This window comes from Aurantiacibacter suaedae, assembly GCF_005434915.1.
GTDB classification, from domain to species: Bacteria; Pseudomonadota; Alphaproteobacteria; order Sphingomonadales; family Sphingomonadaceae; genus Alteraurantiacibacter; species Alteraurantiacibacter suaedae.
The window spans coordinates 328,629-341,193 of record NZ_SKCG01000001.1; the positions used below are offsets into that span (position 1 = coordinate 328,629).

Here is a 12,565-nt window from a genome sequence, read left to right on the forward strand (position 1 = left end):
GCCTGGGCGATGCGACCGAGCAGCTGAAAGGTTCTGGCTGAATGTTAGCAGCTGGATTGCGCAGGTAAAGGGGAGCGAGGTGTTGGTGGTTCAGAGCTGTGCTCTGATTTGCTCCCGCACGCCTTTGCCGTCGACAGCCTTCTCGGCAAAAACATACACCCCGTCGCCGCCGCTACGAGCTTGCCACAGATCGCCAACGGCACGCTTTTCGGCGGAGTCGGCGACGAGATGGCTGCCTTTGTACTCGACGACAAGCAAGCGTTCGTCCTTCAGCTTCGCGACGAAGTCCGGGTAGGTCCAGCCACCCGCGACCGGAAGGCGGAACGCATTCGGATGCTGCGACACGTTGCGGACCCAGTATTCGATCTCGGGCATCGCATCGATCAGCTGCGCCGCCTTAAACTCCTCGCCCTCAGCACCGTCTTCGCCCTTGCCATCGAAACGCGGGACACGATCGGGGCCGAGGAAATGCTTCGCGAAGGTGTATTTGGTGCCGCGATAGCTCGGCACACCATCGAACATGCCGTCGAAGAAGCGGAAGCCTTCATCGAAGGATACCTCCACCTCGGCATCAGGAGCGAAGAGGCAGGTCTGGTATGCATTCTCCCGGGCAGCCTTGCGCAGCGCGTCGACCTTGTCCTTGAGCTTACGCGCGAGGATAAACCGGCATCGCATCAGCGCAGCCAGGGGCAGCCCGCGTGTGCCGGTCAGGTGCTGCACTACCGATGACAGCCACGCGAGCATCTCACTGGCCGGCACATCATCCGCCCGCACCTGCTTGGCGAGCAGGCGCACCAAGCTGGCTTCGCTCCAGCCATCCACTTCGATGTCGAGCAACAATTGGTCTGACTGGTCGGTCGGCTTCAGCGTCAGATTATTGCCGTCGAGGTCGATCTCGAAGCCGTCCTCGGTCGCGTTGACGTCGAACTCGTCTTTGCCGAGCTGGACCGGGGCGTCCTTCAGCGACCAGTCGAAATATTCGGCGAACCGCTCGCTGTCAGCGAACACCAGATCGCCCTGCACATGGGCCATCAGGGCCGGTACGACGAACTCCTCGCCCTTCTCAGCGGGCGAAGCCTTGTGGGCATGCTCGGCGTTGTATTTCGCTACGTCCTCGCGGATGCGGTCGGCGGCCGCTTGGGGAAGGGCAGCTGCAACCTGCTCGATTTCTTCGTCGCGGACGAAGCCAGTGACGACGATGGTTGCCTTGCCATCGTCATCCTTCGTGACGGCGATGTTGTCCGATGCTGCCTCGCGGGCGTTCGAAAGCTCTTCGTCGCTGGCTTCGATCTCGATCCGGACCGATGGCTTGGGCCTGCGTCGCGGGGCCCACAGATCGTCCGGATCATCGCTGCCGAACTGCGGATCAGCTTCGATGTTCTCTTCGGCCTCGGTTTCCTCGAAACCCATGTCGACCAGACGATCGCGCAGCGCCGTTGCCGCCTCGGCAAAGCTCTTGCTGACCAGGTTGGCGTAAGCCTTATTAAGCTTCGGCGACTTGCGCCGCGTGGCGTAGGGCATGCGCAGCACGCGGCCGAGCAACTGCTCGGCGTCAGTCGAGCTTTTGATGTTGGCCACTGAACAGAACACGTAGGCGAAGGAGCAGTCCCAACCTTCCTTCAACGCCTCTTTGGTGATGACATATTCGATCAGCGGATCGGCATTCGGATCGAACAGGTCGATCCCGTCGAGCTCCCGCTGTTCGCCGGTGGCGATTGCGATGCTGCTTTCGTCTACCCGGTGCACATCGATCAGGTGCTGCTTGAGCACCTCAACCGTGACCTCCTGGCCCTTGTCCTGCGCTTGGAACAGCACGATGGGGCGGATGTACCCCTCGCGGTCCTTCTCCGCTTCCTCGGCCAGCTCTGCGCGTTTCGCGATTGCCGCCGTCACTGCGCCCTGCCAAGTTTGGTGTTCACCCAACTGGACGGGCAATTTGATCATCTGCTCGTTCTTGAGTTCGAGCGCACTCACAGCGTGCAGGATGTTGCTCTTCTTCTGCGGTGTGGCGGTGAACTCGATCACAGCGGCAGGGTTCACCCGCGACTGCATTTCGCGCGAAAGGCCGGTCACCGCCTTGTGCGCTTCGTCCACGATCATGAGCGGGCGATGTAGGTGCATCAGATTGGCGAAGCTGTAGCGGATATCGGCCGGATCGCCGCCGACCTTCTTCGTGAGATCCTCGCCCAGCGGCTCCAACCCTTTCGCACGCTTGGGCACCTTGGTGAAGAACGGCTCCAGATCCTCCTGATGGTCATAGACCTTGCGTCCATCGGTGTTGCTGACGCGCAGGTTCTGGATCGTGCCGACGAACACGCACAGATGCCGGCCGATATCGTGCGGGCGCAGGCGCAGGAAATCGGACATATCGAAGACGCGCAACGGCTCGCCGAAATGTTCGGACAGGGCCTTGCGATAGGGGTGACGCGGGTTCTGCAGCGCTTCGGCGGTTTGCTTGCGGATCGTGGTCGACGGCACCAGCCATAGCACCATCGGGAACTCCTGCCCGATATAGTCTTCGGCTGCGGCGGCGATGGAATGCGCGGCGAGGATCGTCTTGCCGCCCCCGGTGGGCAGACGCAGGCAGACATAGGGAAGCTCCTCATCGCCCAGCAGCGGGGTGTAGCTGCCGCCATAGCCGCGCAGCCGCCTGGCCTGATCCGGCTCTGACGTGATCGCCTCATAGGCCGCTTTCGGGCCGCGCACCCGCGCATCGCGCAGGAAGCGGCGGAGCGTGCCCAGCGTTTCGCGCTGATAGGTCTTGAGCTGCATCAGCGGGCCTTCACGTCATAGGGTGTCTGCTTGAAGGTGATGCCTTCTCGCTTCAGCGCTTCGGGACCGATCCGGCTTGCCTCGCCATAGACGATCAGCGGGCCGTCGAAGTCACCGGCTGCTTCCCGAATGATGCCGAGCGTCGTTCGGGTCAACACGTTGCCGCCCGCGACACTCTTGTCGCCGAGGATGCCGTTGTAGAGTAGCGCGATGCCCGTGCCATCATGCACACCAAGAAACGGTGTCGCCGCATCGCCAGCCATCGGAGTGCCGGTTTCAGCGAACCAGATATGCGCGGCGAGCGGCGCGAACTTGATCCCGGGTGCGATGGTGCCATCCGGGGCGAATACCTCGCCGCCAAGCCGGTAGAACGCGAAGCCGCCACCGCCTTTCCATTCGACCGCTTCGCTGATTCCGCCTTGCTCGCCTTCGACGACTTTCTTCAAGCGAGGAACACAGTGGGTATGAGCGTGATCGCCCATCTCGACGCCAATCCAGCGGCGACCCATTTTGTGCGCTACTGCTGCGGTGGTGCCTGATCCGAGGAACGAATCGAGGACAAGGTCGCCCGGATTTGAAGCGATCTCCAAGACGCGCTTCATCAGCCGTTCGGGCTTGGGTGTGTCAAAAACATCTTTCCCGAAGAGCGCCTTAATCTCGGCTTTGGACTCCCCTGTGTGCCCCACTTCTTCATGAGGCCACCAAGTCCACGGAACCACTCCCTTCGCCTCGGAGAGGAAATATTTTCGTCGAGGCACGCCGTCTCCATTGGCACCAAAGGTAATCCGCCCATCTTCGAGTTGCCTTTTGAATTCTGGCTCAATCAGCTTCCAACAGTTCCCGTCTGGGGGCGTATGCTTGGCCCCATTTGGAGCTTGGATTTCGTACATTTGATTGGGTCGGTACCCTTGGGCAAGCATCGATACCGACTGCCATGGCCCACGCGGATCCCTATCGGGATTCTTGTACAGTTTCCGCTGCTTATCTGAGAGTGGCAGAAGATTGCGAGTCAGTTTGAATTCTTCAGCCGACGATGCGTAGCAGAAGACGCTCTCGTGCGCGTCTCCAATGGCACCACGCCCGTCGCGCGAATATCGCTTCTGCCACATGCAGGTGGCGACGAAATTCTGGCGTCCAAAAATCTCATCGAGGATAATCTTGAGGTAGTGAGCCTCGTCATCGTCCATGCTGATCCAAATGCTGCCATCCTCGGCGAGCAACTCCCGCAACAGCTCGAGCCTCGGCCACATCATCGCCAGCCAGCGGCTGTGTTCCAGATTGTCGTCATAATGCTCGAAGGCTGAGCCAGTATTGTACGGCGGATCGATATAGATGCATTTCACCTGCCCGCGATAATAGGGCAGCAGCGCCTTCAACGCCTCCAGATTGTCACCCTGAATCAGCATATTGCCGCTATCGGACTCGCCGTCGGATAGCGCATCGTCCCGCTCAAGCAGGCGATACGGAACGCTGTCCGCTGCCTTCACATCCTGCTCGCGCGTAAGCCACGACAATATCGGCATGAATTCCCCGTTGGTCCAGATTTGGTACAACGACTAGCAAAGCGGTGGACGGGGAACAATCGCCGAACGCTAATCGCGCGGGGATGACAAAACGCCATGTCGATGCAATAGCTTGGCCAACGCCGCGGAAAGTGCTGTCCGGAGCGTAGTAACTCCGCTGAACGACTGGGGCTTGGTCAGTGCTACTGGCCGGGTCGCTGTCGTGCATGTCCAGGGCCCTGCCTAAAGACGGCAGCGCTTTCGGACTCAGTCTCGGATGTTACTACGGCCCGGCTTGAAAGCTGGTCAGGGAGTAACGACGACATGCGGATCAAGATGAGCGGCCAGTACCGCCCGCATGAATTTCAGGACGCGGTCGACTGCATCGTGCAGGCTCTGGTCGCGAACGGCATGAACGAGATCCGTAGTGCCAACCTGTATATCAATGCCTTTCACAACGATCGCCAGCTTGAGTTCGCCGATCAGGAAACCGGGGCGCCGTTCAAGCTGCTGAAATTCGAGGGCAGGGACCAGCGGCAATTCAAGACGTTCTCCCCGCGGGTGCAGCCAGTCGCGGATAACGGAGACGACCAATGAGGCGCGCTCTGGGATTAGGCCTGTTGGCTTTCGCTGCGGCGTGCGGCCCTTCAGACAGTGACCATGAGGCCGCTATCGAACGGCGGTGGCCTGTCGAGCAACAAGCGCAATTGGATCGGGCTGAATTCCTGCAATGTCATGCGGAGAATTTTTAAGAGAGCGCCCAGCGATCGGCAGACATTGCTCGTCGTTTGGGGACGGATAACGAGTTGGCTGATGGTGCGCGCGAAACAGCCCAGAACGCGCGCTCTGAGCAGGGAGAGGCAGAATATATTGCGGGTTCAAAGTTCATTTCAGCTCGCGACATAAGCTGCGCATCAGCATCGCCATTAACTGGTCAAAACTGCGAGGCGACTGTCACAATCGAAGGCAGCGACGGAGAACGCCACAACATGCCGGGGGCTTGGCGCTTCGACGAACTCGAAGGTCGGATTGAGGTGGTTGGGACCATGGAAAGGTAGTCGTGCCGATGTAGTTAGCCACTCTGTGGACGGGCCTACGCAGTAGTTCATTTGGTTTCGTCAGCAGTTTCAGGGTACAATGGAATCACCGTACTTTCTCTGGACTTCGTGTCCTTAACCACTTTAGCCCTCAACCGTTCATATCGGCTCTTGTAGTCGCGCATACCCTTTTCCGCCTTTGTCCTCTCAGCAAAGTGATAAGCGGCATGGGCTTCTGCGTGTGAGAGCTGCGCCCGCAGTTCGGCGATCTCGACTCGCAATCTTTTGATTACATCATCGCGGCTTTTGGGGACGAGTCCACTTGCGTCAGCCTCCATCAAGACAAGCTGGCGCACTTCGGGGTAACGGCAGTTCTCTTTGCCGATCAGCCCGCGAGCGCGCCCTGCCTCTTTAGAAACCGTCAGGATGTTGATTTTGACAGCCTTGCCCCTCGCGACCTTATCACGCAATTCCGGATCCTGCGGTCGCCCATTTTTCAAGCGCTCAATCGCATCAAGGAAATCCTGCTTAATCCGGTCTGGCGAGTTTGTTCTCCTACGTGGCATCGAGCGCCTCCTTCACTTCAATCTGGAGGCGGCTCTCAAGATCTGCCATGTCACTTCCGAGCCTGCGGCAGATTGCCAGCGACTGCTGCGCCTGTGCCTGGGTGAGCGTGAGGGAACCGTCAACCAATGGGCCGGTGAGACCCAACGTCTCAAAAACTCGAAGTTGAGCGCTATTGTCGATGTATCGCGTCTCCCAATATGGAAGGTGCCGCCGGGAAATGGCGAAGCAAGCGCAGCCAGCGCAAAGGCTTGGATGCCGGGTATCATAATTGGGAGTCAGACTATGTTCCCAGCGAGCGATATCTGTTGTCCCACCAGCATCGTGACAAGCCATTTGCGACGCGCTTAGAGCTCCGCAGATTCCGTAAGGCTCGAAATACAACCGGTTGATTCCGGCCTCTTCAACGTAAACAAATGCTTCGAGGTATGCGTCCTCGGTCGAGAGTCCTTGGATGCGCGGCCCTAGCTCGGCAATGGTTTTCTCTTCCAACTTCTCGCCGAATCGCCCCGCCATCCCGCTGCTACCGCGGGCAATTTCGAGCGACTCCAATGCGAGGCTCTGGTAACGGACATCGTTCGCATCACGTTCTAACACGGGGTTCCCGGTGTAGGAGCCATCTGTCATCGCGACCGAGACGTGATGAAAATTCATCTGTAATATGGGCAAAAGGCGTCGGTCGATGTTGGAGGCGAAGTATCCGAAGCTCTTTCGAAGTTGATGTGTCATGATGCATCGCCCATGGCTCTCGCGATAGGGTACAAGTTCCTTGTCGCGAGTTTTCCTCGCTGCTTCGTCAGGGAGGGAGGTAAGATCGACCCATTCCGCGATGAATTCCTTCGCGCTTTCTCGCAGGCGATCAGTGTTTATTCGACTGACGCCAGCGGCGGTCTTTGCAACACCTCTACCAGACCAAAGGGTTACAAACAGGTCGTCGGTACCAAGCAGCTCACGATATGGCGCTAGGAGCCGAGTCAGTATCATTATCGCGTGGACGGCAGGAGGCAGCTCGCTTGCTCCTTTTGGACGATAGCCCAAGACCCACGGTACATCTCTTGGTGTTTCTTCGGTTTTTGAAAGTTCAGATGTGAGGACGAAGACTTCGCTGAGACCATCGAAGCTGTCTTGAATGCGGACTGAGTGCGGTAAGGAACTTTCTGGATCAATCCCAGCCTTGAGGCCGCAAATTTCACTGATCCGCATGCCGGTCGTTGCTTGAATCACAAGGTGGGCTGCCGAGCAGATCGACATCATCAATTGGCGGACCCGTTGCATAACATCAAGTACTTGCAGTCTAGGGCATCCTTGCTCGACCGCTGTCGCATTGATCAAGCTTTTGAGAGCCTGATGCTGAGAAAACATGTGTTCATCGCTTGGCCTGAGTTCTGCCTCCTTGGTAATCTTGCGGAGGTCGACACACTCTCTTCCTCTCCGTCGGTGGAGTGGAAGTGTTGGCCGGCGTTTCTCTTGCGCAAGCCATTTGGCACGATTGCGTTGAAGGTATGACTTCAAGGTCCCTTCGATGGTAGCGACTATCGTCGGATCCCAATCTTTAGGATCGAGCGGCGGGTGCCATGCTCGACCATCTATTTTGGCGAACTGGAATGCTCTGGCCGCAGCGCGCTGTCGACGCTCCGCGTGATACTTTTTCCGGTCAATCCCAACTTTTTCAGCCATACCTGCGGCGTAGCCTTGCGCACAGGCCTCAGTCAGAGCGATGACATCAGAAGCAGGCTGTCCAAGCATAGCCATCGAGGTGTTGAGCACCGGGATCGCAACTTCGTCTGGCAAAGGGCTATAGCTTCCCCTTTGAATTGAAGCGATCTTCATAGCAATATTGATTACGCTAGAGCGGCCAAATGGCGGAGTAGGCATAGGCGCAATACCTGCCCGCTCCAAAGTGAAGCGCTGACGCCAAAGAAGGAGGAATGGAAGCAAACGCGAGTAAGCTTGCGCTTCGGTCAGAGCCCTCGAAGGTAAATCGTCGTCAAAGTCGTCGCGCAAATGTGTCTGGTATAGTTTGACAACATCCGTGTCGATCTCGTGGGGCCAGGTAACTTCTTGCTGAACAAGCCAAGAGATCCAATACCGCATGCCAGCGGCCAAGGATCCTAAGCTGCCCGGCTTTCTAGCGCTGGCGCCTTCGCCAGGCGCAGCAAAGGAAGACCATACTAGTCGGCGTACCCAGTCCAGCAAATCAGCATACTTGCGGTCAAGTAGATTTTCATCGTCAAGCAGCTCCAAGTCCCAGCTAATAGTGCTTGCATTGTCCACGGCACCGCTAGTCGGGTTGTCGAACACCCAGCGGGTGTCTCCCCAGAGGCTCTTACTGGAGACGGGTTCTAGCGCAAGGCGATCGCGGTCAAGCCACAGGTGCAGCGGTTTCTCAGCCGTCACTTCGAGAACGGCGGATGTGGTCGTGACACGGTTCGATTTTTCTGTGACGGCGGGCATTGCGATCAACCCACCGGCTTGAGTTTTACGTGAAGCCGTGACGCATTGGCCCGTATCTCTGAGGGAATCTCGTCAAGCAAATGATTGTGGGCGTTCAAGATTGGCGGCCACTTTTGTGCCCAGTGTCTAGGTGACATTCGTCCTAGCCGTGCATCGTTGATCGCCTTTGGCAGAGCGAGATAGTAGGCGGCCGCTTGCACATTATGAGGCCACGCCTGTGCAAGTGGGCAATCTGCGCATTCCCCATAGGCGGTGCATAACTTGCCTTTGCTTTGTCCGGGCCGAGGGCTGTTAAAGGGATCTAGGCAACCAAAGCCAGGGGTTGCAGCAGATCGACACTTCTCTGGTTGTTGCCGCGGATCGATGCGACCTTCGGTTCGAGCCCACCGATGATAAAATGCTTGGGTCTCAGCGACGCGCAACTGGCTGTCACGTCGCATCCCATCACTGGTGTAGTGGGTCCTCGTTGTAGCGATATGTGTGTGGCCGAGACGGTCCCGCACTGCAAGTAGGTCGCCTGTCCTGCGCCACTCTGACTCCCCCTCAGTAAATCGCACCGTCTGTAATGAAAACGGCTTTAGCCCATGGTCGTTCACGAATTTCTGCAGTGAATACTTCCAAGCCTCGTCAGACGATGGACCATTTTTATGGTCGTACGATTTCACCGTTTGACTCCCCCAAGCTGGAATGCCGACAAACAGCCTGTCAGCCTGGCTTGGATCCGAAAGAATGTGGCGAGTACGCTCCGTGAGCTCGCGCAGCATATCGAGAAGGTCGGCAAAAGCAAAAGGTACGCCAGGTTCGGCGGCAAAATCGTGATCGAGCGCTGTGCCTGCTTCAGTCATGCTGACCTGGAGATCAGATGCACGATTTTTGATCCCCAGAAATGTAATTGTCTTTTTGTCTCTCGATGTTCTGACCTGACTCCATTTCAAGGACAAAACTGTGTCTGAATTGAAGGCAGTTTTCGTGCCAATTAAGATTACAAATGGCACGAGGTCTCGAAACGTTGCGTATAGTAGACGTCGAGTTGGAATCATTCCATGTTTGTAAGCTACGGCTCTGCCCAATGCGGGTTCCAAGAGATGCAGGTCTTTTGGCAAAGCTAGTCGATCTGGGAATGATTGTTCTATTCGCGCTGCGCAAGCTCCAACTTCCGAGTAATAGGGGGGGGCGCGGCCTTCGGACTGCGCATCTTCAAGCAAGGCTCGACCGGTCGCAAGGATGGCTTCACGCTCCAGCAGGTGCTCGCGAGTCACCGCGATTTCGCTTAGACAAGCGAAGATCATGGCCTGCCGTTCTGTAGGCGACAAAACCTTAGTCGGAACGCTCTTTCTAGAACGCCCAGGCCAAGAGTTATGAGGAAATCCAGACTGATCCATAATGGTGGTTGCAGCCGCGCCGTGGACGGGATGATCCAGAAGTGCTGAAATACAAATCTTAACTGCGTTGAGAGTTTTCGCTCTGGTTGCTGGAGCCCAAGTCTTTCCGCTTCTGTGGCGCGGCCCGTTCAGCCAGACAACGAAGCTCGTCCAAAAGGCCTCGTCGATCGAAGTTGGCGTGACCTTCTGGTCTAGGCTCATCAAAAATGTGCCGATCCCTCTGGTCAGTTCGCGGAGCCGCTTATCGCGGGTTGGAGGGCTCACCGAAGCCGCCCAATGGTTGAAGCCTTCTGCAAGGAAAAGAGCCAGTTCCTCATGTGCGAGCAAGCACGAGAGCTCGTAGATTTCAGGAGCATCATTGTTGGGGAAGATGACGCGCAGCCGGGGCGCTCCGGTCTCTGGGTCACGTGAATCGTCGATGCGTGAATGGAACGCGACGGGTGCGCTTCGCTCTTCCGGCCGCAGCATTAACGGCATAGGTTGAGCGATGTTTTTTGACGCCTCTGCTGCACGGGCATTGGCTTGAGCTACGACGGAGGCAGCCGTCTTGAAACGCCTCGGGCTCATCGAACCATCTGGAGCAAGCTGCGGGCGGCTCGATAATCAGCCCAGACGGAAATATGATTGAGGTAGGTTTTGATCGTCGTTGTCGGCGACTTGTGACCTAATTGCATTTGCACATATTTCCACGCATCCAAGTCCGCAAATCCCGACTTGCGGTGATTGTGGTAGGTCATCACAGCGTAGACGTGCCGCAGGCAGTGCATGGAATACTTAGGAATCTCCATGAATACGACTTCACCAGTCTCGGGATTGGTTTTCCTGACTTTGGTGAGCAGCCCGCAAGCCGCGCATGCCCGTCGCATAAGATCCTGCATCGCCGCCTTCGTCATGGGCTTGCCGGAGCGAGAAGAGTATTCAGAATTGAGTATAAGTTGCCGCTCATCAATTCTGTGCCCGCGCTTTCTCAGGGCGCGCTTCCGTTCATTTTCGACATAGGCTTGCAGATCAAGCAAAAGCCAAGACGGTACGTCGATCAATCGAGTTTTTTCGCCTTTTCCCTTGATCGGCAGTTTAGCCATCTCTCCTGGGAAACTGGGATTCGCTGGGAGTGCGAGAATGGACAGGATATCTATATTTACGATTTCCTGAACGCGCAGGCCGCACGCCCAGCCTAAATCCAACAACACGAAATCTCGGTCACTTCCGCCGTCTTCTGCTTCCCTCTCGCTCGGCCTAGGCCCAGCCCAACGCAAAAGAGCTGCAAGATCTTCGCGCGACAGGACCCTAACGGTGTCGTCCTGGCTGGCTTTAGGGATCAGCTTGTTAAGTCCGGACGCTGCTACACCACCTCCCGCTACAAGCTGGCGATTGCCCTTGCGTATGTGTGCTAGCGGGTCTTGGTCGGTTGGTGTACATGCTTTGGGTCTGGGCTGTGCAACTTTGCCTGACCTGAAATCACTATAGATCCACCCTTGTTCGACCGCAAAGCTAATGAAATCGATGAGGTAAGTCATTCGCACTGAAACCGTGTTGGAAGAATACTCCTTACCGGTTTGCGGGGAAATCGAGCCGAGATAAGCATCTCGGTAGGCTACCAGCTCGTCCTTACCAGCGTGACGCCAATCAACCTGTATCGCTCCAAGAAAATCAAGCCAGGTGAGCAAACTTTGCGCTGCCTGCGCCCAAGTCTTGGCACTGGAACGGATTGGCACAATCTCTTCATTCAGCCAGCGACAACCCTCTTCAAAGAGTTCCCCATCACACCAAATGGCAGGATGACCTGCTTTGAGGCCAGTTCTGCTGAACCATGGCTGCAGAACCGTGGGAGAGGACGCGGAAACTGGGTCTGGACTGTAAGAAACTTTGTGCATGAGAAATTTTGAAGTCCTATATGACCAAACCATGGAAGGAGGAAAGGTTCTCCAATTTCAATGGGTTCAATGTCCAGATGAGCAACAAATCTGGCGTATGACTATGCAAGTGCTGATGCTGGTCATTGTAACTCTTTGCTCGATGGGATATTTTAAGTGGTACCCGACATAACATGCTCGCACCCGCGATAGGCGTTGATCGAACGGTCGAACGGAATGTCGGGTGATGTATTGTAGCTGAGGATCGAGCGGGGATGCTCCTCGGTCACCTCGGTGCGCAGCGGTGGCGGCCCGCCGTCGACGGCCTCGCGCGCATCACGCCAGTCGCCGTCCTCGGTCCGCTCAGGCAGGGCAAAGCGCGCGGAAACCTTGCCCGATTGCGCCCCCCGACCTTTGATCCGCTGCTGTTCCACAGTAGGAACATAAACGGAACATTCGAGTCGGGGAAGCTATTTTTCGCGCAGCCTCGGCATCAGTTCGACGAAGTTGCAGGGCCGGTTGCGGCTGTCGAGCTGTTCGGCGAGGATCTTGTCCCAGCCATCCTTCACCGCGCCGTTCGAGCCGGGCAGCGCGAAAATATAGGTGCCCCGCGCCAGCACCGCGCAGGCGCGCGACTGCACCGTGCTGGTGCCGATGGTGTTGTAGCTGACCCAGCGGAACAGTTCGCCGAAGCCGGGGATGTCCTTCTCCTTCACCCGGTCAAGCGCTTCGGGCGTCACGTCGCGCCCGGTGAGGCCCGTGCCGCCGGTCGAGACCACCGCGTCGATGGCGGGATCTTCTATCCACGCCTCAAGCTGCGCGGCGATCAGCTCGGCATCGTCACGCAGGATTGTGCGCGCGCCGAGCGTGTGGCCTGCGGCGGTGATGCGCTCGGCCAGAATGTCGCCCGAGGTATCCTCCTCCGGGCCGCGTGTGTCGGACACCGTCAGCAGCGCGATGGTGATGGGGGTGAAGGTTCGGGTGGTGTCGATTGCCATCGG

General features: G+C 57.3%; 8 protein-coding genes and 1 pseudogene. 1 reads left to right on the forward strand and 8 read right to left on the reverse strand.

The annotated features are described in order from the left end of the window. Nucleotides 1–90 precede the first annotated feature (90 nt). Both E0473_RS01510 and E0473_RS01515 read right to left on the reverse strand, forming a co-directional pair. A complete protein-coding gene (locus E0473_RS01510) occupies nt 91–2,772 on the reverse strand; it encodes a DEAD/DEAH box helicase family protein (RefSeq protein ID WP_137679095.1) in 2,682 nt (893 codons plus the stop codon). Beyond that, nucleotides 2,772–4,295, reverse strand: coding sequence for a site-specific DNA-methyltransferase (locus E0473_RS01515; RefSeq protein WP_137679096.1), 1,524 nt, complete (start codon nt 4,293–4,295; stop codon nt 2,772–2,774). The genes E0473_RS01510 and E0473_RS01515 overlap by 1 nt, the downstream gene beginning before the upstream one ends. Before the next feature lie 303 nt (nt 4,296–4,598). On the opposite strand from E0473_RS01515, the gene E0473_RS01520 reads away from it, so the two are divergent. Beyond that, entirely contained in the window at nt 4,599–4,871 is a 273-nt protein-coding gene (locus E0473_RS01520; RefSeq protein WP_137679097.1) for a hypothetical protein, read from the forward strand. Between the two features lie 508 nt (nt 4,872–5,379). Here E0473_RS01520 and E0473_RS01525 read toward each other — a convergent pair. The 6 genes and pseudogenes from E0473_RS01525 to moaB form a co-directional block, all read right to left on the reverse strand. Continuing rightward, nucleotides 5,380–5,877: a hypothetical protein gene (locus E0473_RS01525; RefSeq protein WP_137679098.1), complete on the reverse strand. Its 498-nt coding sequence runs from the start codon at nt 5,875–5,877 to the stop codon at nt 5,380–5,382. Further along, nucleotides 5,867–8,329, reverse strand: coding sequence for a site-specific integrase (locus E0473_RS01530; RefSeq protein ID WP_137679099.1), 2,463 nt, complete (start codon nt 8,327–8,329; stop codon nt 5,867–5,869). Before E0473_RS01530 ends, E0473_RS01525 begins: the two co-directional genes overlap by 11 nt. 5 nt (nt 8,330–8,334) lie before the next feature. Then, nucleotides 8,335–10,188, reverse strand: a complete 1,854-nt coding sequence (locus E0473_RS01535) for a hypothetical protein (RefSeq protein ID WP_137679100.1) — start codon at nt 10,186–10,188, stop codon at nt 8,335–8,337. 86 nt (nt 10,189–10,274) lie between these two features. Continuing rightward, a complete protein-coding gene (locus E0473_RS01540; RefSeq protein ID WP_161981477.1) occupies nt 10,275–11,585 on the reverse strand; it encodes a tyrosine-type recombinase/integrase in 1,311 nt (436 codons plus the stop codon). Between the two features lie 173 nt (nt 11,586–11,758). Next, a pseudogene (locus E0473_RS01545) lies at nt 11,759–11,998 on the reverse strand (PA0069 family radical SAM protein); the annotation flags it as partial. A 36-nt stretch (nt 11,999–12,034) separates the two neighbouring features. Next, nucleotides 12,035–12,562: a molybdenum cofactor biosynthesis protein B gene (moaB, locus tag E0473_RS01550; protein WP_137679102.1), complete on the reverse strand. Its 528-nt coding sequence runs from the start codon at nt 12,560–12,562 to the stop codon at nt 12,035–12,037. Between the last annotated feature and the right edge of the window lie 3 nt (nt 12,563–12,565).

Excerpts from the sequence above, each read along its gene's own strand:
- E0473_RS01510 (WP_137679095.1), bottom strand. The coding sequence starts at position 2,772 with ATGCAGCTCAAGACCTATCAGCGCGAAACGCTGGGCACGCTCCGCCGC.
- E0473_RS01515 (WP_137679096.1), bottom strand. The coding sequence starts at position 4,295 with ATGCCGATATTGTCGTGGCTTACGCGCGAGCAGGATGTGAAGGCAGCG.
- E0473_RS01525 (WP_137679098.1), bottom strand. The coding sequence starts at position 5,877 with ATGCCACGTAGGAGAACAAACTCGCCAGACCGGATTAAGCAGGATTTC.
- moaB (WP_137679102.1), bottom strand. The coding sequence starts at position 12,562 with ATGGCAATCGACACCACCCGAACCTTCACCCCCATCACCATCGCGCTG.
- E0473_RS01535 (WP_137679100.1), bottom strand. The coding sequence starts at position 10,188 with ATGCCGTTAATGCTGCGGCCGGAAGAGCGAAGCGCACCCGTCGCGTTC.
- E0473_RS01520 (WP_137679097.1), top strand. The coding sequence starts at position 4,599 with ATGCGGATCAAGATGAGCGGCCAGTACCGCCCGCATGAATTTCAGGAC.
- E0473_RS01530 (WP_137679099.1), bottom strand. The coding sequence starts at position 8,329 with ATGCCCGCCGTCACAGAAAAATCGAACCGTGTCACGACCACATCCGCC.
- E0473_RS01540 (WP_161981477.1), bottom strand. The coding sequence starts at position 11,585 with ATGCACAAAGTTTCTTACAGTCCAGACCCAGTTTCCGCGTCCTCTCCC.